The 26256-nt window shown below is 74.4% G+C and carries 25 protein-coding genes; 9 read left to right on the top strand and 16 right to left on the bottom strand.

Annotated features, from left to right (window positions below; all coding sequences use genetic code 11):
- The first annotated feature begins 49 nt into the window (after positions 1 to 49).
- The 3 genes from AB0C84_RS41475 to AB0C84_RS41465 all read left to right on the top strand — a co-directional run bounded on the left by AB0C84_RS41475 (position 50) and on the right by AB0C84_RS41465 (position 3007).
- Positions 50 to 910 (top strand): helix-turn-helix transcriptional regulator, encoded by an 861-nt coding sequence (locus AB0C84_RS41475; RefSeq protein WP_258945257.1) that lies wholly within the window; start codon positions 50 to 52, stop codon positions 908 to 910.
- Positions 911 to 1016: 106 nt separating this feature from the next.
- Positions 1017 to 2027 carry an aldo/keto reductase gene (locus AB0C84_RS41470; RefSeq protein WP_361077171.1) on the top strand — a complete coding sequence of 337 codons (1011 nt, stop codon included), beginning with the start codon at positions 1017 to 1019 and terminating at the stop codon, positions 2025 to 2027.
- Positions 2027 to 3007 carry a zinc-binding dehydrogenase gene (locus tag AB0C84_RS41465; RefSeq protein WP_361077168.1) on the top strand — a complete coding sequence of 327 codons (981 nt, stop codon included), beginning with the start codon at positions 2027 to 2029 and terminating at the stop codon, positions 3005 to 3007. The genes AB0C84_RS41470 and AB0C84_RS41465 overlap by 1 nt, the downstream gene beginning before the upstream one ends.
- A gap of 115 nt (positions 3008 to 3122) precedes the next feature.
- On the opposite strand, the gene AB0C84_RS41460 is transcribed toward AB0C84_RS41465, so the two are convergent.
- From AB0C84_RS41460 to AB0C84_RS41445, 4 genes are read right to left on the bottom strand one after another with little or no spacing between them, the layout of a single operon-like run.
- Positions 3123 to 4202, bottom strand: coding sequence for a nitronate monooxygenase (locus AB0C84_RS41460; protein ID WP_258945254.1), 1080 nt, complete (start codon positions 4200 to 4202; stop codon positions 3123 to 3125).
- A gap of 10 nt (positions 4203 to 4212) precedes the next feature.
- The gene (locus AB0C84_RS41455) at positions 4213 to 4944 is read right to left on the bottom strand and encodes a CoA-transferase (RefSeq protein WP_361077165.1); all 732 of its coding nucleotides are present in this window, start codon (positions 4942 to 4944) and stop codon (positions 4213 to 4215) included.
- Positions 4941 to 5804 carry a CoA-transferase gene (locus tag AB0C84_RS41450; RefSeq protein WP_361077162.1) on the bottom strand — a complete coding sequence of 288 codons (864 nt, stop codon included), beginning with the start codon at positions 5802 to 5804 and terminating at the stop codon, positions 4941 to 4943. Before AB0C84_RS41450 ends, AB0C84_RS41455 begins: the two co-directional genes overlap by 4 nt.
- Positions 5801 to 6547, bottom strand: coding sequence for an enoyl-CoA hydratase family protein (locus AB0C84_RS41445; protein ID WP_258945251.1), 747 nt, complete (start codon positions 6545 to 6547; stop codon positions 5801 to 5803). The genes AB0C84_RS41450 and AB0C84_RS41445 overlap by 4 nt, the downstream gene beginning before the upstream one ends.
- A 111-nt stretch (positions 6548 to 6658) precedes the next feature.
- Here AB0C84_RS41445 and AB0C84_RS41440 point away from each other — a divergent pair, with 111 nt between their 5' ends.
- Positions 6659 to 7432: an SDR family oxidoreductase gene (locus AB0C84_RS41440; protein ID WP_361077159.1), complete on the top strand. Its 774-nt coding sequence runs from the start codon at positions 6659 to 6661 to the stop codon at positions 7430 to 7432.
- Positions 7429 to 8337 (top strand): SDR family oxidoreductase, encoded by a 909-nt coding sequence (locus AB0C84_RS41435; RefSeq protein WP_361077157.1) that lies wholly within the window; start codon positions 7429 to 7431, stop codon positions 8335 to 8337. Before AB0C84_RS41440 ends, AB0C84_RS41435 begins: the two co-directional genes overlap by 4 nt.
- Positions 8338 to 8361: 24 nt before the next feature.
- On the opposite strand, the gene AB0C84_RS41430 is transcribed toward AB0C84_RS41435, so the two are convergent.
- A complete protein-coding gene (locus tag AB0C84_RS41430; RefSeq protein ID WP_361077154.1) occupies positions 8362 to 9780 on the bottom strand; it encodes a serine/threonine-protein kinase in 1419 nt (472 codons plus the stop codon).
- A gap of 218 nt (positions 9781 to 9998) precedes the next feature.
- Here AB0C84_RS41430 and hrpA point away from each other — a divergent pair, with 218 nt between their 5' ends.
- Positions 9999 to 13931, top strand: coding sequence for an ATP-dependent RNA helicase HrpA (hrpA, locus tag AB0C84_RS41425; RefSeq protein WP_361077151.1), 3933 nt, complete (start codon positions 9999 to 10001; stop codon positions 13929 to 13931).
- On the opposite strand, the gene AB0C84_RS41420 is transcribed toward hrpA, so the two are convergent.
- The gene (locus tag AB0C84_RS41420) at positions 13928 to 14152 is read right to left on the bottom strand and encodes a hypothetical protein (RefSeq protein ID WP_179848341.1); all 225 of its coding nucleotides are present in this window, start codon (positions 14150 to 14152) and stop codon (positions 13928 to 13930) included. The two genes, hrpA and AB0C84_RS41420, sit on opposite strands and share 4 nt — an antisense overlap.
- An 81-nt stretch (positions 14153 to 14233) precedes the next feature.
- Between AB0C84_RS41420 and pip the strand changes: the two genes are divergently transcribed.
- Both pip and AB0C84_RS41410 read left to right on the top strand, forming a co-directional pair.
- A complete protein-coding gene (gene pip / locus AB0C84_RS41415; protein ID WP_361077195.1) occupies positions 14234 to 15235 on the top strand; it encodes a prolyl aminopeptidase in 1002 nt (333 codons plus the stop codon).
- Between the two features lie 27 nt (positions 15236 to 15262).
- Positions 15263 to 16795, top strand: coding sequence for a chromosome segregation ATPase (locus AB0C84_RS41410; RefSeq protein ID WP_361077148.1), 1533 nt, complete (start codon positions 15263 to 15265; stop codon positions 16793 to 16795).
- Between the two features lie 33 nt (positions 16796 to 16828).
- Here AB0C84_RS41410 and AB0C84_RS41405 read toward each other — a convergent pair whose 3' ends face one another.
- The 3 genes from AB0C84_RS41405 to AB0C84_RS41395 all read right to left on the bottom strand — a co-directional run bounded on the left by AB0C84_RS41405 (position 16829) and on the right by AB0C84_RS41395 (position 18488).
- Positions 16829 to 17050 (bottom strand): hypothetical protein, encoded by a 222-nt coding sequence (locus AB0C84_RS41405; protein WP_258945245.1) that lies wholly within the window; start codon positions 17048 to 17050, stop codon positions 16829 to 16831.
- Between the two features lie 132 nt (positions 17051 to 17182).
- Entirely contained in the window at positions 17183 to 17872 is a 690-nt protein-coding gene (locus AB0C84_RS41400) for a hypothetical protein (protein ID WP_361077145.1), read from the bottom strand.
- A gap of 100 nt (positions 17873 to 17972) precedes the next feature.
- Complete coding sequence (locus AB0C84_RS41395) at positions 17973 to 18488, bottom strand: hypothetical protein (protein WP_258945243.1); 516 nt, start codon at positions 18486 to 18488, stop codon at positions 17973 to 17975.
- Positions 18489 to 18680: 192 nt separating this feature from the next.
- Here AB0C84_RS41395 and AB0C84_RS41390 point away from each other — a divergent pair, with 192 nt between their 5' ends.
- Positions 18681 to 19469: an ATP-binding cassette domain-containing protein gene (locus AB0C84_RS41390; protein ID WP_361077142.1), complete on the top strand. Its 789-nt coding sequence runs from the start codon at positions 18681 to 18683 to the stop codon at positions 19467 to 19469.
- A 204-nt stretch (positions 19470 to 19673) separates the two neighbouring features.
- On the opposite strand, the gene AB0C84_RS41385 is transcribed toward AB0C84_RS41390, so the two are convergent.
- The 7 genes from AB0C84_RS41385 to AB0C84_RS41355 all read right to left on the bottom strand — a co-directional run.
- Positions 19674 to 21035, bottom strand: coding sequence for an AAA family ATPase (locus AB0C84_RS41385; protein ID WP_361077139.1), 1362 nt, complete (start codon positions 21033 to 21035; stop codon positions 19674 to 19676).
- A complete protein-coding gene (locus tag AB0C84_RS41380) occupies positions 21032 to 22504 on the bottom strand; it encodes a hypothetical protein (RefSeq protein WP_361077136.1) in 1473 nt (490 codons plus the stop codon). The genes AB0C84_RS41385 and AB0C84_RS41380 overlap by 4 nt, the downstream gene beginning before the upstream one ends.
- A gap of 7 nt (positions 22505 to 22511) precedes the next feature.
- Positions 22512 to 23606 carry a hypothetical protein gene (locus AB0C84_RS41375; protein WP_258945240.1) on the bottom strand — a complete coding sequence of 365 codons (1095 nt, stop codon included), beginning with the start codon at positions 23604 to 23606 and terminating at the stop codon, positions 22512 to 22514.
- Complete coding sequence (locus AB0C84_RS41370; RefSeq protein ID WP_361077133.1) at positions 23603 to 24442, bottom strand: hypothetical protein; 840 nt, start codon at positions 24440 to 24442, stop codon at positions 23603 to 23605. Before AB0C84_RS41370 ends, AB0C84_RS41375 begins: the two co-directional genes overlap by 4 nt.
- A 67-nt stretch (positions 24443 to 24509) precedes the next feature.
- Positions 24510 to 25115, bottom strand: a complete 606-nt coding sequence (locus tag AB0C84_RS41365; protein WP_361077130.1) for a class I SAM-dependent methyltransferase — start codon at positions 25113 to 25115, stop codon at positions 24510 to 24512.
- 10 nt (positions 25116 to 25125) lie between these two features.
- Positions 25126 to 25515 carry a VOC family protein gene (locus AB0C84_RS41360; RefSeq protein WP_361077128.1) on the bottom strand — a complete coding sequence of 130 codons (390 nt, stop codon included), beginning with the start codon at positions 25513 to 25515 and terminating at the stop codon, positions 25126 to 25128.
- Between the two features lie 71 nt (positions 25516 to 25586).
- Positions 25587 to 26256 (bottom strand): NAD(P)-dependent oxidoreductase (locus tag AB0C84_RS41355; RefSeq protein WP_361077125.1); only part of this gene is annotated, 670 nt, incomplete at its 5' end.

Genomic DNA, 26256 nt, shown 5'->3' with positions numbered 1-26256 from the left:
CGCCCCACCGCCGATCCGCGGCCCCGGGCCCGGCGGATATCGTGGCGGCATGGCCAGCCGCACTCCCGCCTCAGCTCCCGGCCGCCGCAGGGAGGAACTGCGCGACTTCCTGCGCACCCGCCGTGCCCGCCTCACGCCCGCCGACGTCGGCATGCCCGACGGGGGACGGCGCCGGACGCCCGGCCTGCGCCGCGAGGAGGTCGCCGTCCTCGCGGGGGTCGGGGTGTCCTGGTACACGTGGCTGGAGCAGGGCCGCGACATCAAGGTGTCCGGGGACGTCCTCGACGCGATCGCCCGGACCCTGCGGCTGGACCGCGCCGAGCGCGAGCACCTGTACCTGCTCGCCGGGCTGAACCCGCCGCAGGCGGAGGCGGGCCCCGCCGTCCCGATCACGCCGGAGCTGCGGCGGGTGCTGGACGCCTGGTCCCCGCGCCCCGCCTACGTCCGCGACCGGCACTGGAACTTCGTCGCGATCAACGACGCGGCCCGCGAGGTGTTCGGGTACGGCGACACCGACCACAACTGCCTGGTCACCTACTTCACCAACGTCCGGTACCGGTCGATGAACACCCACTGGGCCGCCGCCGCGCCCGACGTCGTGGCACGGTTCCGCGCCGACGCCGCCCGCTACCCCGACGACCCCGAGTTCGACCGGATCATCGAGGACCTCCTGACGGTCAGCCCCGAGTTCGCCGAGCTGTGGCCCCGCCACGAGGTCAGCGGGGGCGGCCAGGCGGTCAAGGGCATCCGGCATCCGGACGCGGGCGAGCTGGTCTTCGAGGGCACGCTGCTGCCGCTCGCCGACCGTCCGGGCCACGCCCTGGTGCTGCACAACCCGCGCCCCGGCACCGGCACGCAGGAGCGCCTCGAACGGCTGATGGCGCGCCGCGCCCTCGCCGCAGCGGGCTGACCGGCGGGCCGCTCAGGGTGGTGGTGCCGCACCCAGGATGAGCGGAGTCTGTCTGCTCTCCGGCCCGTCCAGCACGATCGTCCTCATGAGGAACGAAGGAGACGGCATGAGGACGCGGGACTTCGCCGGGACGCGGGTAGGGGCCGTCGGGCTCGGGTGCATGGGCATGAGCTGGGCCTACACAGAGTCGGAGCGCGATGACGACGCCTCGGTGGCCCTGATCCGGGAGGCGCTCGACCTCGGCGTGACGTTCCTGGACACCGCGCAGCCCTACGGCGACGGCCACAACGAGGCCCTCGTCGGGCGGGCACTGGCGGGACGCCGGGGCGAGGCGGTCGTCGCCACCAAGACGGGCCTGGTCGTGGAGTCGCCGGCCACCGGTGACCTCGTCCGGAACGGAACGCCTGAGCACGTCAAGGCGTCCGCGGAGGACAGCCTGCGCCGCCTCGGCACGGACGCGATCGACCTGTACTACCTGCACCGGGTCGACCCGGAGGTGCCCCTCGCCGACACGTGGGGCGCGATGGCCGAGCTGGTCGCCGAGGGCAAGGTCCGCAGGCTGGGCCTGTCGGAGGTCAGCGTCGCGCAGGCCGCCGAGGCGCACGCGATCCACCCGGTCGCCGCCGTCCAGTCGGAGCTGTCGCTGTGGACCCGCGACGCCATGGGCGCGCCCGGGGGGATGGCGGGCACCATGCCGGGCGACTCCACCGGGACGGGGGAGGGGCCGGGCGACGTGGTCGGCTGGTGCGCCGCCAACGGCGCGGCGTTCGTGCCGTTCTCGCCCCTCGGCCGCGGCTTCCTCACCGGGACGGTCACCGCGGCCGACTTCGAGGCCACCGACTTCCGCGGCGGCAACCCGCGCTTCCAGGAGGACGCGCTGAAGGCCAACCTGCGCATCGTCGACGTGGTCAAGGCGGTCGCCGCGCGGCACGGAGCCACGCCGGCGCAGGTCGCCATCGCGTGGACGCTGGCTCAGGGCGAGCACGTCATCCCGATCCCCGGCACCAAGAAGCCCAAGTATCTGCGCGACAACGCCGGCGCCGCGGCCCTGGACCTCACCGAGGCCGACCTCGTCGAGCTGGACGGCGTTCCCGCACCAGTCGGGGGACGGTACTGATGCGGGCCGTCACGATCCCCGAGTTCGGCGGCGCGGACGTGCTGCGCCAGGCCGAGGCGGACGTCCCCGAGCCGGGGCCGGGCCAGGTGTCCATCGACGTCGCCTACGCGGGCGCGAACTTCGCGGAGGTCCTGTACCGGCGGGGCGTGGTGGACGTGCCGCTGCCGTTCGTCCCCGGCATCGAGGTGTCCGGGCACGTCCGGGCGGTCGGGCCCGACGTGGAGGGGCTGCGCAGGGGCCAGCCCGTCGCCGCGTTGACGATCGTGGACAGCGGCGGCTACGCCGAGGTCGCGGTCACCTCCGCCGACCTCGTCGCGCCGCTCGACGGTCTCGGCCTCGGGCTGGACGTCGCGGCGGCCGTCCCGTCCAACGGGGCCACCGCGTTCCTGGTCCTGGACCGGGTCGCGCGCATCGAGCCGGGCGAGACCGTGCTGGTGCACGCGGCCGCCGGGGGCGTGGGCAGCCAGCTCGGCCAGGCCGCCCGGCTGCTCGGCGCGGGCCGGGTGGCGGGCACGGTCGGCGGCCCCGCCAAGATCGAGACCGCGCGCGGGTTCGGCTACGACGACGTCGTCCTGCGCGACGCGCCGGCGGGCGAGGTCGCGGGCCTCACCGGCGGGCGCGGCTTCGACATCGTCGTGGACATGGTCGGCGGCCCCGCCCGCCGCGCGAGCTTGGACGCCCTCGCCCCGATGGGCCGGATGGTCGTGATGGGCAACGCGTCCGGCGCCGACGACGTGGGCGTCTCGCCGAACGAGCTGTGGTTCACCAACAAGACGGTGTCGGGGTTCAACCTCGCGGCGTTCGCGGGCGCCTCGCCGGCCGAGGCCGGACGCGCCCTGCGCCGCGCGGTCGCCGCCGCCGCGTCCGGGGACCTGCGGGTCCAGGTCGAGGAACTGCCCCTGGAGCAGGCCGCCGAGGCGCACAAGCGCATCGAGTCGGGCGCCACCACCGGCAAGCTCGTCCTGGCGGTCAGCCGCTGAGCCCCAGGTGGCCGCGCGGCACGGCCGCCGGATCGGCCCCGGCGAGGAGTTCCGCGGGGGCCTGGCGGCCGTGCTGCGCGGCCTGAGGAAGGACGCGTCCTAGAAGGCCCGGGCCCTACCGGCCCGCGAGGTGCGACTGCTGCGCGGCGATGGCGTCGGCCGCCTGCCGCACGATCGCGCCGATCAGGTCGGCGCAGTTCGGCAGGTCGTCGATCACGCCGACGACCTGCCCGGACGCCATCACGCCGAGGTCGGGCCGGCCGTCCACCATGGCGGCCTTCAGCAGCATGGGCGTGTTGGCGGCCATGAGGACCTGCGACCACGACAGGTCCTTGCCGTGCTTCATCGCCTTCCCGTCGGCGAGCATCTCGCGCCACGACATGCCGGACAGCTTCTTGAAACGGGCGCCGTTGCGCAGCGCCCGGACCAGCCCGCCGACCCGCCCGGAGTCCTCCAGCGCGTCGACCAGCCCGCTGCGCAGCACGCGGTGCGGCATGCCGTCCACCTGTCGCGTCACCACGGTCTCGCCCGTCTCGAGATAGACCCGCTTGACCGCGTCCGGCACCGAGCTGTCGGAGGTAAGCAGGAACCGGGTGCCCATCGCGACGCCCGCCGCGCCGTAGGCGAGCGCGGCGGCGAGACCGCGCCCGTCGAAGAAGCCGCCGGCCGCGATCACCGGGATGTCGACCGCGTCCACTACCTGGGGGAGCAGTAGCGTGGTGGCGACCGGGCCGGTGTGCCCGCCGCCCTCGCCGCCCTGCACCAGGACGGCGTCCGCCCCCCAGCCCGCGACCTTCTCCGCGTGCCGCCGCGCACCGACCGAGGGGATCACCACGAGCCCGGCGTCCTTCAGCTTGGCGATCAGCTCCCGCTTCGGCGCGAGCGCGAACGAGGCGACCTTCACGCCCTCCTTGATGAGCAGGTCGATCCGGTCGCCCGCGTCCCCGGCGTCGGCCCGCAGGTTGACGCCGAACGGGGCGTCCGTGCGGTCCTTGACCTCGTGGATCGCGTCCGCGAGCTGGTCGAGCGTCATCGTCGCGGACGCCAGGACGCCGAGCCCGCCCGCGTTCGCCACGGCCGTGACGAGGCGCGGCCCGGCCACCCACCCCATGCCCGTCTGGACGACCGGGTGCCGCACGCCCGCCAGCCGGGTCAGCGGGGTGTCGAGCACCTGCCCGGTCTCCGCTCCGCTCATACCTGCTCCTTCATGCCGGGACCTCGCGCTCCCGCAGGCCCTTCGGGTCGAGGACCTCGCGCATGATCCGCAGTTCCCCGGCGTCCGGCAGCCGCGTCTCGGGCACCTCGTCCGGGACGGCGAGCTCGAAGCCGGTGGCCGCGAGCACGTCCTCGACGCGCACGCCGGGATGGACCGAGCGCAGCCGCATCCGCCTTTCGGGGGTGTCGAAGTCGAGCACGGCCAGATTGCTCACCACGGCGCGGATCTCGTGCGCGCCGCGGTCCCAGCCGACGCCGCTCACCATGTCGACCTTCTCGGTGAACACGCGTGCCGAGTGCTTCGGCACCCAGTAGCTCGTCGTGTTCAGCAGCGTGTTGCCCGGCCCGCCGCGCACCCCGAGGAGCTGCCGCGAGGGCTGCTTCCAGTCGCCGATGCACGAGATGTTGGTGTTGCCGTGCGCGTCGATCTGGCTCGGCCCCATCACCACGTGCCGCCGCCCGTTCAGGACGAGCCACAGGTGGTCGCGGAAGGGCAGCCAGCCCTCGACCGTCCCGGCCTGCGCGCCGAGCGGGACGGGCGCGGCGCTCAGCGACGGCCCGCCGTCGGTGGTCAGCAGGTCGGGCGCGAACGTCGCGCGCGCCAGCCGGGATCCCAGCATCGGGACGAACCCGGCCACCGCCGCCGCGACGATCTCCCCGTCGCCCCGGAACAGGTCCGCGCACGCGGCCGCGCACACCTCGGCCCTCGTCGCCTCGCTCATCGCGCCTCCTCCCGCCAGACCCGGACCGCGTCCTGGTAGGCGGCCTCGTCGCCGGACAGGAACCGCTCGCTGAACGCCGACCACTTGTCCGGGTCGGCGGCCGACTGCGCGTACAGCTTCTGGAACGCCTCGTCCCGCCCGGAGTCGGGCAGGCAGTCGGTGAAGTGCGCGCCGTTCGGCGTCTCCACGACGCCCGCCACCTGCGACCGGCTGATCAGCAGCGACTGCACCGGCCCCTCCTTGAGGAAGTCGGCGGTGTCGACGAGCCGCTCGCACGACACGTACGTCCGGTCGGCCGCCTTGGCGAACAGGTCGTCCATGTACGGGTCGGGGCCGAGGTACTGGGCGTTGCCGCGCGCGTCGGCGCGGTTCATGTGCACCAGCGCCGCGTCCATCCGCAGCGCGGGGACGGCGACGAGCTCCCGCCCGTCCTCGTAGGGCGACCGGACGGTCCGCAGCTCCGGGTTGACCCTCATCACGTCGGAGCCGAGGCCGACCGGGGTGGGCAGGAACGGCAGCCGGTGCGCCGCCGCGTACAGCCCGAACATGAACATGCCCTCGTCGTACTCGGTCAGCTCGACGGCCCCGGACTGGCGCGCCTGCCGGAAGTGCGGCTCCAGCGGGATCGAGTCCATCGTCACGAACGCGGCGACGAGCCTGCGGACCTTGCCCGCCGCGCACAGCAGCCCCACGTCCGGCCCCCCGTAGGAGACGACCGTGAGGTCGGTGACGGGGGAGCGCAGGATCGCCCGCACCAGCGCCATCGGCTTGCGCCGCGAGCCCCAGCCGCCGATCCCGATCGTCATGCCGCTCTCCAGCGACCCCGCGATCTCCTCGACGGACATCACCTTGGAACTCATCGGGCCCCCTTGGCGACGAAGGCGTCGCGGTGCTCGTCGCCCGCGCCGACGAGGTTCAGCTCGAACGTGAACCCCTGCTCGTAGCGGTAGCTGCGCCTGACGTCGACCGGGTCGATGCCGTTCAGCGACTCCTTGGCACGCCGGATCACGTACCTGTCCTTTGCGGCGATGCCCGCGGCGACCTCCATCGCCTTGGCGCGCAGCTCCCCGGCCGGGACGACCTCCAGCACCGAACCGTGGTGGTGCAGCTCCTCGGCCGTGACGTTGCGGCAGGTGTAGACCATCGCGCGCATCAGGTGCTGCGGGACGAGCCGGGCGAGGTGGGTGGCGGCGCCGAGCGCGCCCCGGTCCACCTCCGGCAGCCCGAAGTAGGCGTCCGGCGAGGCGATCACGATGTCGGCGTTGCCGGCGAGGCCGACGCCGCCGCCCAGGCAGAAGCCGTGCACCGCGGCCACGACCGGGACCTCGCAGTCGTAGACGGCGGCGAACGCCGCGAAGCAGCCGCGGTTGGCGCCGACCAGCGCGGCGTGGCCCTCGGTGCTCTGCATCTCCTTGATGTCGACGCCCGCGTTGAAGCCCCGGCCCTCGGCGCGGAGCACGACGGCCCCGACCCCGGGGTCGCGGCCCGCCGCGAGCACCGCGTCGGCCAGCTCGTACCAGCCCGCGACGGTCAGGGCGTTGACCGGCGGCGCGTCCACGACGATCTCGGCGACCCCGTCCAGGGTCGTGGTGGAGACTCCCATGCGCTACCTTTCCACCAAACATTTGTTAGAACAGACGGTAGCAGAGCCGTTCGGAGGAGGCGGAATGTCATCGGAGCCGGAGGCGGCAGGGCACGCGGAGCCGGAGGCGGCATGGCGCTGACGCTCGACCTTGGGGGCAGGACCGTCGTGGTGACGGGGGGCGTGCGCGGGGTGGGCGCCGGGATCAGCCGCGCCTTCCTGGAGGCGGGCGCCGACGTGGTCGCGGTCGCCCGCCGCGAGCCGGACACGATGCCCGAGGCCGGCGGCCGGACCGCGCGGTTCGTCTCGCTGGACGTGCGCGACCCCGACGCCGTGCAGGCCTTCGCGGACGGCCTCGACCGCGCGGACGTGCTGGTCAACAACGCGGGCGGCGCCCCGTACCTGCCGGTCGCCGACGGCGCCCTGCGCACCCACGTGAAGATCATGGAGTTGAACCTGACGGCGCCGCTGATCATGGCCCGCGCCCTGCGGCCCCGGATCATGCGGAGCGGGGGCGGCTCGGTCATCAACATCGGCAGCGTGAGCGGGGTGCGCCCGTCGCCCGGCACCGCCGCCTACGGCGCCGCCAAGGCGGGCCTGCACAACCTCACCCAGTCCCTGGCGGTCGAGTGGGCGCCGCACATCCGGGTCAACACGCTGATCCTCGGCATGGTCCGCACCGAGCTGGCGCACCTGCACTACGGGGACGAGGACGGCGTCGCGGCGGTGGCGGAGACCGTCCCGCTCGGCCGCCTCGCCGACCCCTACGACATCGGCGCCGCCTGCGTGTTCCTGGCGTCCGACCTGGCGTCCTACGTGACCGGCTCGTCGATGCAGGTGCACGGCGGGGGAGAGCGCCCCGCCTTCCTGGACGCCGCCACCGTCAACAAGGAGGAAACGCGATGATCTGCAAGGACCGGGTGGTCGCCGTCACCGGCGCCGGACGCGGCCTCGGCCGCGCGCACGCGCTGGAGTTCGCCCGGCAGGGCGCCCTCGTCGTCGTCAACGACCTCGGCGTCGCCCGCGACGGCACCGGCGACGCCTCCGAGGGGCCCGCCCACGACGTCGTGCGGGAGATCGAGGCGCTCGGCGGGCGGGCGGTCGCCAGCACCGACGACATCGCCACCGACGAGGGGGCCGCCGCGCTGGTCGCCGCGGCGACCGGCGCGTTCGGGCGGCTGGACACCCTGGTCAACAACGCCGGGTTCCTGCGCGACCGGATGCTGGTCAACCTCGGTGAGGACGAGTGGGACGCGGTGATGCGCGTGCACCTCAAGGGCCACTTCCTGCCGCTCAAGCACGCCGGGCGGTACTGGCGGGCCGAGAGCAAGGCCGGCCGCGCCGTTGACGCGCGCGTCGTCAACACCTCCTCCGGCGCCGGGCTGCTCGGCAGCGTCGGCCAGGGCAACTACTCCGCCGCGAAGGCGGGCATCGTCGGGTTGACGCTCGTGGCGTCCGCCGAGCTCGGCCGGTACGGCGTGACGGTCAACGCGATCGCGCCCGCCGCCCGCACCCGGATGACCGAGGAGGTCTTCGCGCAGACGATGGCCGCGCCCGCCGAGGGCGAGTTCGACGCGATGGCCCCCGAGAACGTCTCGCCGCTCGTCGTCTGGCTCGGCTCCGCGCAGTCGCGGGACGTCACCGGGCGGGTCTTCGAGGCCGAGGGAGGCAAGATCTGCGTGATGGACGCCTTCCGCCACGGCCCCGCCGCCGACAAGGGCGCGAGATGGGACCCCGCCGAGGTCGGCGACGTCGTCAAGGACCTCCTGGCGAAGGTTCCCGCCCCCGAACCGGTGTACGGAGCGGGCTGACCGTCGCCCGCGCCCCGGCCGCCCTCAGCGCGGGCGGTAGTCGTCCATGAACCGGCGCACCTTCTCGGTGTACGGCCGGACCCTGGCCGGGACGCCGCCCGTCTTCACGACCGTCGTGGCCGACGTGCGGTAGGCGGCGGCGAGGTTCAGCGCCGGGTCGCCCGGGATGTCCTTCAGGTCCTTCCCCCAGTAGCACAGGAACCGGCCCATCGCGGGGATCGACAGCTCCGGCGTGATCTGGGCGGGCCTCGGCTCGGGATTGTCGAGCCCGCCGGGCTGCCAGAAGGCCAGGACGTGCGGAGTCCACCGGGCGATGCCGTACTCGTCGCGCCCCGGGTCGGCCAGGCGCGGGTCGAAGCCGCTCTCCGCCTTCAGCATCGCCGCGATCAGCGTCGGGCTCAGCCCGCGCAGCTCGCACCACGTCCCGGCCTGGACGATCAGGTCCCGGTAGCGGGCGGGGACGTCCGACCCCGCCCGCAGCCACTGCCGGTTCTGCTCCTGCGGCGTCGCGGTGCCGTCGCCCTGGTGGGGGAGCACCACGAACGCGACGGCGCCCACGGCCACCGCCGCGGCCGCCCCGGCCGCCGCGAGGGCCCGCCGCCGGCCGCGCGGGCGCTTTCCCGGCGGGCGCCTCTTCGGCGCGAGCGCGCCGGTGCGCGTCTCCCCGGAGGCGTGCGCCAGCGCCGCCCCGAAGTCGGCCGCCGACGCCCAGCGCCTCTCCCGGTCCGGATCGAGCGCGCGCATCACCGCCGCGCTGACCCCGGACGGGATCGCGGCCCGGGTCTGGGCGGGCGGGCGGGGCGGCACGGCGGGCGGTTCCCCGGTCAGCAGGTGGTGGGTCAGCGCGCCGAGCCCGTAGACGTCCGCGCGGCGGTCCGGCGCGCCGTCCACCTGCGTCTGCTCGGGAGCCATGTAGCCGGGCGAGCCCGCGGGCAGCGTCAGCCTCGACAGGTGCTCCCCGGTGCGCGCGATGCCGAGGTCGGCGATCATGACGCGCTCGCCGCCGCCGGGCGCCGACCGCAGCAGCACGTTGGACGGCTTCAGGTCGCGGTGCACGATGCCGAGGTCGTGCAGCTCCTGCACGCCCCGGATGATCTCCTGCGCGGTGCGCAGCGCCTCGCCCGGCGGGAGCGGCCCGGCGGCGAGCCGCTCGGCCAGCGTGCCGCGGTCGGCGTAGGTCATCACGAAGTAGGGGCGGCCGTCCGGCAGCTCCCCGATGTCGAAGACCTGCACCAGCCGGTGCGAGTCGGCGCGGCGCAGCAGCCGCGCCTCCTGGACGAACCGGTCCCGCACGTCGGTGCGCAGGGTCCAGTGCCCGGCCAGGATCTTGATCGCGACGAGGGAGTCGAGGTCGGGATCGTGCCCCCGCCAGACCGAGGCGAAGCCGCCGGATCCGAGGTGGCCGTCGATCCGGTAGCGCCCTGCGGCGGTCGGGGTCTCCACGTCTCCCAATCATGAATGACGGACGAGGGCCCGCGCAGTGGCTTTGGGTGAAGGATCAGAAGCGAAACGTGGCCGCGGAGCGTGGAATGCGCCTTCCCGGCACGGCGTTGTAAGGGCCGGATAATGGATCGCCCCACGCGGTGCGTTCCGGCTACGGTGCGAAGGTTGTGGGGTCAGTGAGGCCCGGGGGGCCTGGAACCCTATCCTTGTCGATGGTTATGGGGACGAGTGTGGAATCGCCGCTCGCCGGCCTGCGCGCGCGCCTGCCGCAGTTGATGGTGCGCGACCAGCACCGGCTGCGCCGCAGGATCGACGGCGTCCAGAAGATGCGGGACGCCGGGCGCCGGGCCAGGGTCGCCGAGGAGATCGCCGCCGAGGTCGAGACCGCCGAGCGGCGGGTCGAGCGGCGGCGCCTCGCCGTGCCCGCGATCACCTATCCGGCGCAGCTGCCGGTGTCGCAGAAGAAGGACGACATCCTCGCCGCGATCCGCGACCACCAGGTCGTGATCGTCGCGGGCGAGACCGGCTCCGGCAAGACCACCCAGATCCCCAAGATCTGCCTCGAACTGGGCCGGGGCGTGCTCGGTTCCATCGGCCACACCCAGCCGCGGCGGCTCGCCGCGCGGACGGTCGGCGACCGCATCGCCGAGGAGCTCGGCACCGAGCTCGGCGAGACCGTCGGCTACAAGGTGCGCTTCACCGACCGGTCGAGCGACGGCACGCTCGTGAAGCTGATGACCGACGGCATCCTGCTCGCCGAGATCCAGACCGACCGGCTGCTGCGCCAGTACGACACGCTCATCATCGACGAGGCGCACGAGCGCAGCCTGAACATCGACTTCCTCCTCGGCTACGTCCGGGAGATCCTGCCCCGGCGCCCCGACCTCAAGGTGATCATCACCTCGGCGACGATCGACCCGGAGCGGTTCTCCGCGCACTTCGGGGACGCGCCGATCGTGGAGGTGTCGGGGCGCACCTATCCGGTCGAGGTCAGGTACCGTCCCGTCACCGACCCGGACGACCCGTCCGCCGACCCCGACCGCGACCAGGTCCAGGCGATCGTCGACGCGGTCGACGAGCTCGGCCGCGAGGGGCCCGGCGACGTCCTGGTGTTCCTCAGCGGCGAGCGGGAGATCCGCGACACCGCCGACGCGCTCACCAAGCACTTCACCCGGCAGCGGGGGACCACCGAGGTCCTGCCGCTGTACGCGCGGCTGTCGTCGGCCGAGCAGCACCGGGTGTTCCAGCAGCACCGCGGCCGGCGGGTCGTGCTCGCCACCAACGTCGCGGAGACCTCGCTGACGGTCCCCGGCATCAAGTACGTCGTCGACCCCGGCACCGCGCGCATCTCCCGCTACAGCCACCGGCTGAAGGTGCAGCGGCTCCCGATCGAGCCGGTCTCGCAGGCGTCGGCGAACCAGCGCAAGGGCCGCTGCGGCCGCGTCTCCGAGGGCGTGTGCATCCGGCTGTACTCCGAGGAGGACTTCGAGTCCCGCCCGGAGTTCACCGAGCCGGAGATCCTGCGGACCAACCTCGCGTCGGTCATCCTGCAGATGACCGCGCTCGGGCTCGGCGACATCGCCGCGTTCCCGTTCGTGGAGCCGCCGGACCGCCGCAACGTCAAGGCCGGCGTGGAGTTGCTGCACGAGCTCGGCGCGATCGACCCGGCCGAGAAGGACCCGCGCAAGCGCCTCACCGAGCTCGGCCGCCGGCTCGCCCAGCTGCCCGTCGACCCGCGGCTCGGGCGCATGATCCTGGAGGCCGACCGCAACGGCTGCGTCCGCGAGGTGCTGATCATCGCGGCGGCGCTGTCCATCCAGGACCCGCGCGAGCGTCCCGCCGAGAACCAGCAGGCCGCCGACGACCGGCACCGCCGGTTCGCCGACCCCGGCTCCGACTTCCTGGCCTACCTGAACCTGTGGAACTACCTGCGCGAGCAGCAGGCGGAGCTGTCGGGCAGCGCGTTCCGCCGCATGTGCAAGAACGAGTTCCTGCACTACCTGCGCATCCGCGAGTGGCAGGACCTGCACGGCCAGCTCAAGCAGGTCGCCAAGTCGCTCGGCGTCACGCTGAACACCGCCGACGCGCCGCCCGACCGCATCCACACCTCGCTGCTCGCCGGCCTGCTCTCCCACATCGGCCTGATGGACGTCGACAAGAAGGAGAAGCAGCGCCGCGGGCAGGAGTACCTCGGCGCCCGGGGCGCGAAGTTCGCGGTGTTCCCGGGGTCGGCGCTGTTCAAGAAGCCGCCGCGCTGGGTGATGTCGGCGGAGCTGGTCGAGACGTCCCGGCTCTGGGGGCGGATCAACGCCAGGATCGAGCCCGAGTGGGTCGAGCCCCTCGCGCAGCACCTGGTGAAGCGCAACTACAGCGAGCCGCACTGGTCGAAGAAGCAGGCGGCCGTCATGGCGCGCGAGAAGGTCACCCTCTACGGGGTCCCGATCGTCGCCGACCGCCGCGTCAACTACGGCTCCATCGACCCGGCGCTGGCGCGCGAGCTGTTCATCCGGCACGCGCTCGTCGAGGGCGACTGGGAGACCCACCACCGGTTCTTCCACGACAACCGCGCCCTGCTGGACGAGGTGGAGGAGCTGGAGCACCGCGCCCGGCGTCGCGACATCCTCGTCGACGACGAGACCCTCTTCGACTTCTACGACGCGCGGATCCCCGAGGACGTCGTCTCCGGGCGGCACTTCGACGCCTGGTGGAAGAAGGCCCGGCGCGCCGACCCCGACCTGCTCGGGTTCGAGAAGTCGATGCTCATCAACGAGTCCGCGGGCGGCGTGAGCGAGTCCGACTACCCGGACGCGTGGCAGCAGGGAGCGCTGCGGCTGCGCCTCACCTACCAGTTCGAGCCGGGCGCCGACGCCGACGGCGTCACCGTGCACATCCCCGTCCAGGTCCTCAACCAGGTGCGGCCGGCCGGCTTCGACTGGCAGGTGCCGGGCCTGCGGACCGAACTGGTCACCGAGCTGATCCGGTCGCTGCCGAAGCAGTTGCGCGTCAACTTCGTCCCGGCGCCCGACTACGCCCGCAAGATCCTCGACCGTGTCGCGCCGCGCACCGAGCCCCTGCTGGACGCCCTGGAGCGCGAGCTGACCGCGATGACGAGCGTGCCGGTCGTGCGTGAGGCGTGGGACCCGTCCCGGCTGCCCGCCCACCTGCGCATCACGTTCCGGGTCGTGGACGCGGCGGGACGGACCCTCGGCGAGGGCACCGACCTGGACGGACTGAAACGCCGCCTCGCCGGGAAGGTGCGCGGGACGCTGTCCAAGGCGGCGGCGACGATCGAGCGGTCCGGCCTCACCGAGTGGACGATCGGCGAGCTGCCCCGCACTTACGAGCGCAACCAGGCCGGCTACGACGTCAAGGCCTATCCCGCGCTCACCGACGAGGGCGGCACCGTCGCCGTCCGCATGTACGAGACGGAGGCCGAGCAGCGCCGCGCGATGTGGCTCGGCACGCGGCGGCTGATCCTGCTGAACGCGCCGTCACCGGTGAAGCTCATCCAGGGCCGCCTGACGAACCAGGGCAAGCTGGCGCTCAGCCACAACCCGCACGGCTCCGTCGCGGCCCTGTTCGACGACTGCGTCACCGCCGCCGCCGACCGGCTCATCGCCGAGGCGGGCGGGCCCGCGTGGGACGAGGACGGCTTCCGCGCCCTGTACGACCGGGTCCGCGCCGACCTGCACGACGCGACGGCCCAGATCGTCGGCCTGGTCGAGCGGATCCTCGCCGAGGCGCACGAGATCGACCGGCGGCTGCGCGGCACGGCGAGCCTCACCCTCGTACCCGCGCTCACCGACGTCCGCGGCCATCTCGGCACGCTGGTGCGGCCGGGGTTCGTCACCGCGACCGGCTGGGCCCGGCTGCCGGATCTGCCGCGCTACCTGCGCGCGCTGCAGGTCAGGCTCGACAAGCTCCCCGAGAACCCGGGACGCGACCGCATGCTCGCGCACCAGGTCGAGGTCCTCGCGCAGGAGTACGAGCAGGCGCTGCGCCGGCTCCACCCCTCCCGCCGCGAGGAGGAGCCGGCCCGGCAGGTCCGCTGGATGCTGGAGGAGCTGCGGGTCAGCCTCTTCGCCCAGCAGCTCGGCACCCGCTTCCCCGTCTCCGACAAGCGCATCCGCAAGGCGATGGCCCAGCTCTAGGCGGGGGTGCGCGCGAACAGCTCCAGATGCCCGCACCGGCGGCACCGCAGGGCGTCGATCTGCCACCGCGGCCGGCCCATGCGCTTCGCGCCGCCGAGCAGGCCCTTCTCCAGCGGGCCGAGGATCCAGCGGGCGTAGCCCTTGGAGGACTCGCCCGAGTCCTCGATGAAGCCCTGTTCGAGGTCGTCGCCCTCGCACTGCGTGCACGTCGGCTGCGTCATGCCGGGAGGGTAACGGGTCGGGCCGCCAGGGGAGCGGCGGACCCGCACATGATCATATTCGGGTGATACTGGGACATGGCCTTGCGGGAGTACTACCCACCGATCGAGCCGTACGACTCCGGGCTGCTGGACGTCGGCGACGGCAACCGCGTCCACTGGGAGATCTGCGGCAATCCGGACGGACTGCCGGCGGTGTTCCTGCACGGCGGGCCCGGCGGCGGGGTCCTGCCCGACCACCGGCGGTTCTTCGACCCGTCCCGGTACCGCGTCGTCCTGTTCGACCAGCGCAACTGCGGCCGGAGCCTGCCCGGAGCCGGGGACCCGGCGGTGCCGCTCGACCACAACACCACGCCGCACCTGGTGGCCGACATCGAGCGCCTGCGCGAGCACCTGTCGATCGAACGCTGGCTCGTGTTGGGCGGCAGCTGGGGGAGCACCCTCGCGCTCGCGTACGCGCAGGCGCATCCCGACCGGGTCAGCGCGATGGTGCTGCGCGGCATCTACCTCGTCCGTCCGTGGGACGAGGCGTGGGGGCTGGCCCCGACCGGCGCGGCGCGGCTCTTCCCGGCCGAGTGGGCGGCGTTCCGTGACGCGATCCCGCCCGCCGAGCAGGACGACCTGCTCGCCGCCTACGGGCGCCGGGTCGGCGACCCGGACCCGGCCGTCCACGTCCCCGCCGCCCGAGCCTGGGGCGCGTGGGAGCTGGCGGCCAACACGCTCCTGCCCGTCCCGGCGCCGGACCTGGACGACGCGGTGCTGGTGGCCTTCGCCCGCATCATGCTCCACTACATCGCGAACGGGGGCTTCCTCCCGGCCGGGGGCCTGCTCGCGGGAGTGGACCGCGTCCGGCACATCCCCGCCGTGATCGTGAACGGGCGCTACGACATGAAGACACCACTGGAGCAGGCGTGGGATCTGCACCGCGCGTGGCCGGAGGCGGAATTCCACATCGTCGAGGACGCGGGGCACGGCGGCGGCGAGCCCGGTACGCGCGACCGCCTCATCGAGGCCACCGACGCCTTCTCCGCTCACTTTCCTGCGAAATGGGCACCTCCACATGTACCACCCAAGTCACTGCAGTGACCCGCGGGGGTGCGTAAGGTTCATTCCATGCCTAACAGCGAAGAGCGCGACAATAGCGGCCCCGTGGGGGCGGCCGCGGCTCCCCAGCGCGCGGTCTCCGAAGGCTCGGCGGACGAGGGCACGGGATCCCGGGCGCCCGTCGAGACCGTGGTCGCGCGCATGGGCGACCCGGTCACGGTCTGGCCGTGCGCCAACTGCGGACGGCCCGTCCCGCAGCCGGTCGGGGCCGCCCGCACCGTCCGCTACTGCCAGGACAACGACGGCGCCTGCGCCCGCGAGGCGCGCGAGCGCCGCGACCGCGGCCGGGACGCGCCGGGCCTCACCGGGCAGGTCGCGTCGGCTTGGGAGATCGTCGAGCGGATGGAGCGGGCCGCCGACGCGCTCGCCGACTCGCTGACCTCCGAGCTGAGCGTCGCCGGCGTGGAGCGCCGCGTCGCCGAGGTGCGCGCCGAGGCCGCCCGCGAGCTCGCCATCGCGCAGAGCGAGCGCGACGCCTCCCAGCGCAAGGCCGAGGAGGCGTGGCACGAGGCCGTCTCGGCCCGCAAGCGTGCCGAGACGGCCGAGGGAGACGCCGGGCGCGCCCGCGAGGAGGCCAAGCTCGCCACCGCCAAGCGCGACGCCGCGCAGCAGGCGTGGGAGGAGGCCCACCAGATCGCGCAGCAGTCCATGACGGCCAAGCTCGCCGCCGAGAGCGAGCGCGACCGGGTCGCGGCCCGCGAGGCCGAGCTGCTCGCCGCGCTGGAGGCCGCCCGGGCCGAGCTCGTCGGCCTGCACGCCAAGCTCGCCGAGTCGGAGGGCGCCGCCGAGGCGCAGCGCGTGGAGGCCGCGGTCGCCAAGCAGGGCGCCGAGGACCTGCGCAACGCCATGCGCGACACCGAGGCCCAGCGGCAGCGGGCCATGCAGGCCGCCAGCAAGGCCGAGGCCGAGCGCACCACCGCCATGCGCGCCCAGTCGGAGGCCGAGGCGGAGCTCGTCCGCGCGGGCGCCCGGGCCGACGAGGCCGCCAAGGAGCGCGACGCCGCGCTGGCGCAGGCCGCGGCCGCGACGGCCGAGCGGGACGAGCTGAACACCAAGGTCAACGACCAGGCGGTGCAGCTGCGGCAGCTGTCGCAGTCGGTCGCCGAGCAGCAGGCCGCGCTCACCGCCCTCGCCGAGGAGCGCGACGCAGCCCGCGCCGAGGCCGACCGCGCCCGCCGCCAGATCGACCAGCTCACCCACAACACGCTGTCGTCGAACTTCCCGCCCGGCGGGCGGATGTCGGGCGGCGGCCACCCCTCGCCCCCGCCCGGGCCGCCTCCCTCGGGTGCCCCCGGCACCGCCCCGGCGCCCGGCATGCCGCCGGGCCCGCCCCCGATCGGCGGCCCCTTCCCGGGCGGCTCTCCGATGCCCCCCGGCGCGCCCGTCCCCCTCGGGGCGCCCGTACCGAACCTGCCGTCCGCCCCGAACGGGACGCCGGGCTCGACCACGGGCGGCCATCCCGCCCCCGGCGGGATGCCCCTGACCCAGGGCCGCCCCGTCAACGGCGCGGACCGGGAGGACCCGCTGTTCACCGGTCACTGACCGCCCGGGCCCGGACGGCCGCGCCGTCCGGGCTCAGCCGAGGCCGGCCACCAGGACCAGCGCCAGCGCCAGCGCCGCCACCGAGGCGGACACCAGGACCTGGTCGCGCTCCCTCGCCGCGGTCCGCCGCGGCGTGAGAACCCTCCGATGGCTCCTGCCCATGTCCATCGCGGCGCGGCGGGCGCGCTCCCAGTAAGCCCCCGTGTACACGGCCAGCGCCGCCAGCCCCACGATGAGTAATCCGTCTCCGCGCATCGATCTGCCTCCCGTTTTCCGCGGAAGCTCAGATTGAACAGCGGTTCCGGTGCGATTGACAGTGTCGGACGACACAGATCGCCGAAACGGCCGGACCCGGGAGGCCCCGCCGTCACATCGTCGGCCGGGGCGTCAGCGCCCGAACGTCTCGGGATCGACCTCGATCCAGATCTGCTCGGCGCGGCCCAGCAGCCGCCCGTCGGCCCCGTACAGGGCGGTCGCCGCGTGCATCTTGCGGCCCTCGCGGCTGCGCGCGAAGCCCACCACCACGCACCGCTCACCGGCCTCCGGCACGTCCATGACCTGCGCCGTCATCGTGCCGAGCACCGCAGGGCGGCCCGCCACGTCGAACGACCAGCCGCCGGGGCAATCCAGCGCGGCCCACACCAGCTCACGCTCGGGGACCCGCTCGGGGATCCACGGCGTCGCGACGGTGCCCTCGGCCACGGGCCCCGGTTCGAGCCGCAGTCCGTCGCCGGGTTCGCGCTCCGGCCCGCACACGAAGCAGCCCGGGAACGGGTGGTTCTCCGCCGCCCGGTACTTCTCCGCCGCCTTCAGCGCCTCCTCGAACGGGACGGCCGCGATGGGCGGCACCACGATCGCCCCCGCGAGGGCCTCGGCGATGAGCCGCTCGCCGTCCCACAGCCGCGCGCTGTGCCCCCGCTCGTCCTCCACCGTGACGGTGAGCTCGATGTCCAGCGGCGGCGGCCGCCGCAGCGTCACGGTCACCGTGTCGATCGGCACCCGCCCCGCCAGGCGCCCCGCCACGTATCCGCCGTTCCCCGACCCGTCCGGCCCGTGGAACCGCCTCTCGATGATCACTTCATGTCCCCCGTGCTCACTTCCACCACACCAAAACGGGACCGATCATATTGAGCCCCACCGACATCCCACCCCCCGGGGGTAGCCGGGCACCGCCCCGCTAGACGGCCCGGGAAGGCTGCGGCCTGCCCGGACGGGTGGTGAAGAAGACCGAGAGGGAGCCGCGCAGCCGGGCCCGGACGGTGTCCTCGTCGACGGGGCCGTCCGCGGGGACGGGGGTCCGGTCGAGGGCGCGGGCGATGAGCAGGTCGACGTTGCGGTCGGCGACGAGGACGGAGCACGTGTCGCACCCGTACCAGGGGTAGAGCATGTTGAGGACCGCCACGGCGGTGTCGTCGTCCGACAGGTGCGTGGTGTCCAGCTCGACCTCGAACATGTCGGTGTCGTCGGGGTCGAGCGTGGGGTAGTAGAGCCAGCGCGGCGCGGCCGCGCCGCAGAAGTCGCATGCCTGGTCGGCTGGAGCGGGCTCGCCGACCGCGAGCTCGAGCTCGTGGTCCCACGGCTCCACCCGCCGGTTGTGGCGGTAGCCGACGCCGTCGAGCGAACCCTCGCGGTTGTGCGTCACGTCGTGCACCTCGCCGCCGCAGCGGGCGCACATGAAGCCGAGGTCCTCCATGTCCCTCCCCGATCGCTGAGGCACCGGCTCTCACAGTATCCGGCCGGACGCCTCGCTCGTACCAGGCGGCGGCGTTCGGGTACGTTGAGGTTCCTTCACCGACGCATCCGCCCCGGCGACCCCGGTCTCCCGCGTCCGCACGCCGCATATCCCCCCGCGTGCCCTCATTTCGCGCTCTCGAACGGAGGCCCCGTGTCCGACGTCGTGCTGAACGCCGACAAGATCGATCTGGTGCGCGAGCGGCGGACGCTGCTCGACCGCGTCACGCTGACGGTGCTGCGCGGCGAGCACTGGGCGCTGATCGGCCCGAACGGGGCCGGCAAGAGCACGCTGCTCGGCATCCTCGGCGCCTACACCCACCCGACGCGCGGCACCGCGGAGATCCTCGGGCGCCGGCTCGGCCGCGTGGACGTCCAGGAGCTGCGCAGGCTGATCGGCCAGGTCAACCCGCGCCATCCCCTGGAGTCATCGCGGACGGTGCGCGAGATCGTCCTGACCGGTGTGACGGGCACGATCGAGCTCGTCCCGCGCTGGACGCCGGACGAGGACGACCTGCGCCGGGCGGACGAGCTGATCGCGCTGATGGGCCTCACGCCTCGCACGGACGCCCGCTGGCCGAACCTGTCGCAGGGGGAGCGGGGCCGCACGCTGATCGCGCGGGCGCTGATGCCCGACCCGCCGCTGCTGCTGCTCGACGAGCCCGCCACGGGCCTGGACGTCGCCGCCCGGGAGCGGCTGCTCGCCGGCCTCGACCAGCTGCGCGCCGAGCGGCCCGACCTGACCACCGTGCTCGTCACGCACCATCTGGAGGAGCTGCCCGTCAGCACCAGCCACGCGCTGCTGCTGCGCGAGGGCCAGGTGCTCGCCTCCGGAGCGGCCGACGACGTCCTCACGACCGAGCTGGTCAGCGCGTGCTTCGACCATCCGATCGCCATCAGCGTTCACCACGGGCGCTGGGCCGCGACCGCCGGTCCGGCCTGACCGAGCCGTCCCCGCCCCACGGCGCCCTAGGCGCCTGTCTCGAAGTGGCTCCGGTCAAACGCGCCACCGCGTGACCTGGCCGGTGGAGCGAGGCCGGAGGCGAGCGGAGCCGGGCAGATCGCGAAGCGATGCCGCGTTCGCCCAGGCCGGGTCACGTAGCGAGCCGCCAGGCGAGCTACGTGGGCCGGGACTGAGAAAACACAGCTAGGCGCCGGCGATGCGGTGCCGGGCCAGGTGGGCCAGAACCGACTGGTTCGCCTCCCACCCGTCCGGGAACTTGACCGGCACGCCGAGGTGCACGGGCTCGGCGGACGGATGCGCGTCCAGCAGTTCGGGGATGCCCGCCCGCGCCACCACGACGCACGCGTGGCGGTGCCGCGACGCCAGCACGCACAGCCGCCCCGACTCCAGGTGGAAGGCGGTCGCGTCGCGGCGCCCCGACAGCGGGTGCAGCACGACCGTCACGTCGTACTCGCGGCCCTGGAGCCGGTTGGCGGTGTCGACGGTGATGCCCGCGCCGTGCGGCCCGAGCGCGGCGCGGATCGCGGTGACCTGGTCGCGGTGGGCCGCGCCGATCGCGATGCGCGCGGCGTCCACCGGGGTGGAGCCCAGCTCGGAGTGGGCGACGGGCCCGCGTTGCAGCAGCCGGACGGCGAGCGCCGCCGTCGCGCGGACGGCCTCGGCGTCGGTGCGCAGCGTGTGCCGGGCGGGCAGCTCGTAGAGGGCCCAGCCGGTGTCCGCCGCCTCTTCGAGCGCGTGGTCGTAGGTGGTGCCCATGCCCCGCGCGGCGAACTCCAGCCTCCGGTCGCCCGGCCCCGTCCCCGCACGGAAACCGGTGAACGGGTAGAACGCCTCCGACACCACCGGCGCCGCCGACGCGGGCAGCCGCCAGGACACCGGCAGCCGGTGGACGGGAAGGTCGGGGTTGTGGGCGAGCAGGACCGACACGGCGCTGCGCATCGGGTCCCAGGTCAGGCCCGCCCAGCGTTCGACCTCGACGGTGGAGAACGGGTCGAGCTGGCCGGGGTCGCCGACGAACAGCGCCCGCTCGAACCTCCCGGCGATGCGCAGCAGCAGGTCCGAGCGCATCTGGTACGCCTCGTCCACGATCGCCCACGGCCACGACCCGTCCGACAGCGTCGCCCACTTCGCGCCCGTCGCGATGACGACGGTGTGCTCGGCGAGGTCGTCGGCCTTCTGCGCGACCCGCACCGACGGGTGCGCCATGACCCGCTCGGACGGCACGTAGCCCGACGCCGACAGCCGCCCGAGCGTGATGCCGGGATGCTTGGCGGCGATCCGGTCGATGAGGTCGTCGACCTGCTCGTTGGTCTGCGCCACGATCATCAGCCGCTCGCCGGCCTCGGCCAGGTGCGCGGCCGCGCGGACCACCAGCGTCGACTTGCCCGCGCCCGGCGGGGAGTCGACCACCACGCCGCGGTGCCCGCCGCCGAGGTCGGCCAGCACGCCGTCGACGACCCGCGCCGCGGCGTCGCCCGGACCGAGGGACGGCTCCGGGTCCCGCGCCGCCACCGGCGCCAGATGGCGGCCCGCGGGCCCGGTCACGACCATTCCTCTTCGGCGTCCTCGTCGGCCGGCACGTACTCGGCGGGCGGCCCGCCGTGCGTCCACGGCGTGTCCTCCCGGTCGGGGAACCTCGCCGCGCCGAACGAGCCCTCCGTCAGCGAGGTGAAGCACACCCGGTCGCCGACCGCGGGGACGGCGCCCGCCTCCGGGGTGAGCTTGCGGCCCATCCCGCCGGTCAGCTCCACCAGCACCCCGCCGTCGTCCAACTCCACGATCCTCCCCTTGAGCGCCGGTCTGGCGGCACTGCACACGGTCGTGCCGACGTCGAGCCGCACCGGGTCCCGCGTGCCGACCCGCAGCAGCGGGCGCAGCTTCGGCCGCTTGCCCGTCTCGTCCAGCCGGGTGGGGTCGCACTCGGTGACCGTCCCGCCGAACGCCTGGCCGGCCAGCCGGTGCTCGGCCATCACCAGGGGGTCGTCGAACGCCCGCTGCGCGTCGTAGGCGTCCTGCGCGCGCTCGAGGTCGTGCAGCCGCCGCGCCGCGCGGACGGGCGGGTCGCGGCGCGCCTGAGGATACGCCTCGCCGAACGTCTGGTGGTAATAGGTGAAGGCGTCCCGGTCGCGCTCCCAGCGGCGCGGGACGCTCGCCCCCTCCGGCAGCGCGCGCAGCAGGCCGACGGCCCGCCACATCAGCTCCCAGGTCGGGGTGAGCTGGCTCGCGATCGCGGCGCGCAGCCGCTCCTCGGCGGCGGAGGCCCCGCCCGACCGGTCGTAGGCGGCGATCGCGGGGGCGAGGACCTCGTTGTCGAACGTCGGGTCGGTCGTCGGGCCCGCGGGCGGGCAGACGACGGGGTCCTCGGCGCGCGCCGCCGCGGCCGGGCCGTCGAGGCCGTCCGGCGGGTCGATCCAGCCCATCAGCGCGGCGAGGTTGCCGTCCTCCAGCGAGCTCTGCCCGGTCGCCCAGTGCAGCCGCAGCAGCTCCGTCACCGCCCCCAGCAGGGACGACCCCGGATGGTCGTGGCGGTCGGCGAACCACGTCAGCCACCGACCGAGCACCGGCACCGCCGGGTCAACCGCGTACGGGCCCTCGGTGCTGCGGAAGCGCGTCGACCGGCCCACCATCCGGAGGAACGCGACACCGCCCCGGTTCGGCACGAGCAGCTGCGGCGCGTCCCCGTACCGGATCCGCTCATCGCCGTCCTTGCCCGGCGGCAGCTCCTCCACCGGGCCCCGGCTCGTCTCGATGTGGTTCAGGACGAGCTTGGCGAAGGTGGCCGCGAAGGCGAACCGCAGGTCGCGGTTGCGCGGCTGCGGGACCACGAGCATCGTGGCGTCGTCGGGCGCGCTGCCGAGCATCACGGCCAGCGGCGCCGCCGCCTCCCCGGCGAGCTTCAGCGGGACGAGCACGAGCGGGGCGCCGGAGACGTGGCAGTGCCGCACGGTCGCGAGCGGCTGCGCGATCCCGGCGTCCGCCGCCTGCAACCGCGCAAGCGAGGACAGTGCGCTCATGGGCGGATCACGCGGCCCCGTGCAGTGCCTCGTCGCGCAGCCGGGCCGCGGCGCGCAGCTGCTCGGCCGTCTCGGCCAGGTCGTCGGCGGGATGCAGCGACCCGTCCGCCAGCGCGAGCGCGGCCCCGATCGTGTCGATGCCGCCGAGGTCGTCGCGGACCGACCGGCCGAGCGCGCCCGTCGCGCCGCACGCCCGCGCCTCGTCCCGGCAGAACAGCGCCATCTCGCAGCCCGCCATGCACTCGGGCGCGTACCGCGCCTCGACGGCCCGCACGGACTCCGCGAGCGCCTCCCCGGGCTGGAACGTCAGGTCGTCCGGCAGTTCGGCGAGGATGTCGTCGACGCGGGTGAGCCGCGCGAGCTGCCGCTCCAGGACGGCGAGCTGCGGCCGCACGTCCAGCGGTGTCGCGGTGGGGCGGTTCGAGAAGTTCTCCGGGCAGACGAGGAACACTTCGTGCGACACGCGCGCCGGGTCGTGCCCGAGCTCGGCCGCCAGGCGGCGCAGCGCCAGCACGTACACCGCCGACTGGCGGGCCGCCGCCGCGACCTGCTCCGGCTCGGCCTGCCCGTCCACGACCGCGAACGACTTGATCTCGATGACGTGCATCCGCCCCTCGAGCTGGAACGCGATCACGTCCGGCTCCAGGTAGGCGGGCCGCCCGCCGATCTCCAGCCGCAGCAGCGGGTGGTCGAACAGCGTCCCCTCGCCGGTCTCCAGCGCGCGGGCGACCAGCCGCCGCGTGCGCGAGTGCCGCAGCTCCCGGCCCTCGTTGCCCGCGACCACCTCCAGGTCGTCGTAGGCGACCTCGGGGACGGCGAGGCCGAGCCGCTCGCGCAGCAGCGTCAGCAGCTCCGCGCACCCGTCCGCCTTCACCTGCGCCTCGAACGCGTTCCCGCGCGTGATCGCGAACTGGGACTGGCCGAACGGCGCGGGGAACCCGAGGGCCTTCGCCACCGCGTCCTTGTCGACGCCCGCCGCGTCCATCACGCCGCGGCGGGCGCAGCCCGGATTGGACGTGAGCGCGGCGATCGTGCGGGCGTCGTGGTTGCGCGGGGGCGCGTCGCCGCGCAGCCGGTCCAGGTCCGGCGCGGTGTCGGTCATCGGTCCGTCTCTCCGTTGATGGCGGGGCGCCGGCCGGGATCCCGCAGGGCCCGCAGCCGGGTGCCGAACAGTTGTTCGGCGTCGTCGAGCCTCTCCCGGGCGCGTGCCGCGGCCGACTCGCGCCGCCGCCGGTCCGGGGCGCGGTGCACGTCCAGCTCGGCCCGGGCGGCCTCCGCGAGCACGGCCGGATCGACTGTACCGACCGTACCGGTGACCGCACCGGGAATGTTGGACGCGAAACGCCACAGCAGCCGCTGCACGTCCGGTGACGGCGTCCCGCGCCCCGCGTGCTCGGCCAGGCGCAGCGCGCTGGTGAGGAAGTCGGTGCGCGGGCTGAGCGGTCCGACGACGCGCTGCTCCAGCGGCCACGTGCTCACGGTGAGGAGCCCGCGCGCGGGAGCCAGCAGGTCGGCGGTCAGCGCGGCGCACAGGTAGTAGGGGCGCGCGTACGGCGCGGTGCGGAAGGAGCGCTCCTCGTCGCGGCGCAGGCTCGTCAGGCGGCTGCCCGGGATCTCGCCGGGGAAGAACGCCGCGTACACCGACCCGATCAGCTTCGGCGCGGCGGGCGCCCCGAGCAGGGTGAGCGCCTGGTGGACCTGCTCCCGGACGGGCAGCAGGCCGCGGGGGCCGTCGTCCTCGCCGCGGCGGGCGCCGGGCGCGGTGCCGTCGCCGAGGACGGCGTCGTCCCACGCGGTCTCGGCCCCGCGCAGCTCGGCGCGCAGCTCGCGGGCCCGCGCCCGGTCGCCGGCGGCCATGGCCCGGCGCACGGCGGCGCGCAGCTCGGCGATGCGCGTCTCCAGCTCGTCGGGGGTCGGGACGCCGGGGGACCGGGACATGCGGCAGACAGTACAGGTACTTCCCGACACTTCCAGTGTTTTCCAGTTTTGTGGTGTCCGGGCGGGCTCAGCGCGGCTTTCGCCACACGAGGGAGTAGCGCCACAGCAGGTGCCGGTGGAACACGGCCCCGGGCAGCAGCCGCAGCGCCTCGTCCCGGACCTCGCCCCACGTCATGTCGGGGTCCATGACCGGGGCGTCGGGGCTGCCCGCCCGCCGCCGGTTGCGGAGCCGGTGGAAGTAGTGCGCAGGCAGGCCGGCCGCAGAGTACGCCCGGTCGCGCGGCCCTCTGTTGTTCGCCAGCCCGATGACGACCAGGGTGCCGCCCGGCCTGAGGGCGCCGCGCATCGCCGTCAGGCTCTTGACGAAGTCCATGTGGTGGATGGCGGCGACGCTGCAGACGAAGTCGTAGAAGTCCTCCGGCAGGTCGTATTCGAGAAGGCCCGCCTCGACGAAGTCGACGTTGCCGAAGCCCTCGCTCGCCCGCGCCGCCTCGGCGACCATCTCCGGCGACCGGTCGAGCCCGGTGACGTGCGCCGCCCGTGGCGCGAGGCGGCGCACCAGCAGGCCGTCACCGCAGCCGACGTCCAGCGCCTCCCCGCACCCGCGCGGCACGCTGCGCAGCACGACGCCGTGGTAGTGCGTGTTGTGGTTCCAGTAGTCGCCGGTCATCATCACCGCCGGGTCAGGTGCGCGGGTCGCGGCGGAGGGGGTGCCCCTCCGGGACCTCCACAATAACGATCTTGACGCCGTCGGGGTCCTCGATCCACATCTCGACCAGTCCCCACGCCTCCTCCCGCGGCTCCCGCGTGACGAGGGCGCCGGCGGCCGCGAGCCGCTCGTGCTCGGCCCGGACGTCGCGGACCTGGAGCCAGAGCACCGGCGACGCCCCGGTCTCGCCGGCGCCGTGCCCCGACACCTCCAGGAAGCCCGGGCCGAGGAAGAACACCACGCCGGGAGAGCCGGCCGGGCCGAACTCCCGGTACACGGCGAGGCCCAGCACGTCGCGGTAGAAGCGCTGGGTGCGCGCCGGATCGCCGGAGCGAAGCAGGATGCGGCTGCTCAGTACGTCCATGCCACCATCCTGACCCGGTGCCCCTCCGCCGCGCGCACCGCCGCGCCCGGTGCCGGCCTGTCCGGCCGGGGTCAGTCCGCGAAGCTCGCGCGGTAGGTGGCGGCCATGTCCTCGTCGCCGTGCCCCTGCTCGATGGTGCGCCGGAACCGCTCGCCCGCCGCGTCGTTCACGTCGACGCGGACGCCCGCGGCCTCGGCGGAGTCGTGGATGAGCCGGGTGTTCTTCTCCGCGTTGCGGACGGCGAAGCTCGGCTCGAAGTCGCCGTCGAGCATCGCCTTCATCTTGGTCTGCAGGTAGGGGCTGTCGAGCGGGCCGCCGGTGAGGACCTCGCCGAGCAGGGACGGGTCGAGTCCGAGGCCCTTCGCCAGCGCGACCGACTCGGCGACGACCGAGGTCAGCGAGATGGCGTAACTCACGGCGGCCAGCTTGAGGCGGGTGCCCGCGCCGCTCGCGCCGTCCTCGTCCAGCCACACCGTCCTGCCGCCGACCGCGCCGAAGACCGGCTCCAGGGCCTTGCGCGCGTCCTGCGGCCCGGCGGCGAGAATGATGAGCCTGCCCTGCTCGGCGGGCTGCTTGGTGCCCTGGACGGGGGAGTCGACGAACGTCAGCCCGTGGCCGGCGGCGAACCGGGCGAGCGCGGGCACGTCCGCGACGCCGACCGTGCCCATCTGCGCCCAGACCTGCCCGTCGCGCAGCGCGGACGCGGCGTCGCCCATCACCGCCAGGGCCGTCTCGGCGTCG

It is taken from the genome of Actinomadura sp. NPDC048955, from assembly GCF_040649435.1.
GTDB lineage: Bacteria > Actinomycetota > Actinomycetes > Streptosporangiales > Streptosporangiaceae > Spirillospora > Spirillospora luteofluorescens.
This window is presented reverse-complemented; position numbering and strand designations above follow the sequence as displayed.

Coding starts and splice junctions, on each gene's coding strand:
- AB0C84_RS41475 (WP_258945257.1), top strand. CDS start 50: ATGGCCAGCCGCACTCCCGCCTCAGCTCCCGGCCGCCGCAGGGAGGAA.
- AB0C84_RS41470 (WP_361077171.1), top strand. CDS start 1,017: ATGAGGACGCGGGACTTCGCCGGGACGCGGGTAGGGGCCGTCGGGCTC.
- AB0C84_RS41465 (WP_361077168.1), top strand. CDS start 2,027: ATGCGGGCCGTCACGATCCCCGAGTTCGGCGGCGCGGACGTGCTGCGC.
- AB0C84_RS41460 (WP_258945254.1), bottom strand. CDS start 4,202: ATGAGCGGAGCGGAGACCGGGCAGGTGCTCGACACCCCGCTGACCCGG.
- AB0C84_RS41455 (WP_361077165.1), bottom strand. CDS start 4,944: ATGAGCGAGGCGACGAGGGCCGAGGTGTGCGCGGCCGCGTGCGCGGAC.
- AB0C84_RS41450 (WP_361077162.1), bottom strand. CDS start 5,804: ATGAGTTCCAAGGTGATGTCCGTCGAGGAGATCGCGGGGTCGCTGGAG.
- AB0C84_RS41445 (WP_258945251.1), bottom strand. CDS start 6,547: ATGGGAGTCTCCACCACGACCCTGGACGGGGTCGCCGAGATCGTCGTG.
- AB0C84_RS41440 (WP_361077159.1), top strand. CDS start 6,659: ATGGCGCTGACGCTCGACCTTGGGGGCAGGACCGTCGTGGTGACGGGG.
- AB0C84_RS41435 (WP_361077157.1), top strand. CDS start 7,429: ATGATCTGCAAGGACCGGGTGGTCGCCGTCACCGGCGCCGGACGCGGC.
- hrpA (WP_361077151.1), top strand. CDS start 9,999: ATGGGGACGAGTGTGGAATCGCCGCTCGCCGGCCTGCGCGCGCGCCTG.
- AB0C84_RS41420 (WP_179848341.1), bottom strand. CDS start 14,152: ATGACGCAGCCGACGTGCACGCAGTGCGAGGGCGACGACCTCGAACAG.
- AB0C84_RS41410 (WP_361077148.1), top strand. CDS start 15,263: ATGCCTAACAGCGAAGAGCGCGACAATAGCGGCCCCGTGGGGGCGGCC.
- AB0C84_RS41405 (WP_258945245.1), bottom strand. CDS start 17,050: ATGCGCGGAGACGGATTACTCATCGTGGGGCTGGCGGCGCTGGCCGTG.
- AB0C84_RS41395 (WP_258945243.1), bottom strand. CDS start 18,488: ATGGAGGACCTCGGCTTCATGTGCGCCCGCTGCGGCGGCGAGGTGCAC.
- AB0C84_RS41380 (WP_361077136.1), bottom strand. CDS start 22,504: ATGAGCGCACTGTCCTCGCTTGCGCGGTTGCAGGCGGCGGACGCCGGG.
- AB0C84_RS41375 (WP_258945240.1), bottom strand. CDS start 23,606: ATGACCGACACCGCGCCGGACCTGGACCGGCTGCGCGGCGACGCGCCC.
- AB0C84_RS41370 (WP_361077133.1), bottom strand. CDS start 24,442: ATGTCCCGGTCCCCCGGCGTCCCGACCCCCGACGAGCTGGAGACGCGC.
- AB0C84_RS41365 (WP_361077130.1), bottom strand. CDS start 25,115: ATGATGACCGGCGACTACTGGAACCACAACACGCACTACCACGGCGTC.
- AB0C84_RS41360 (WP_361077128.1), bottom strand. CDS start 25,515: ATGGACGTACTGAGCAGCCGCATCCTGCTTCGCTCCGGCGATCCGGCG.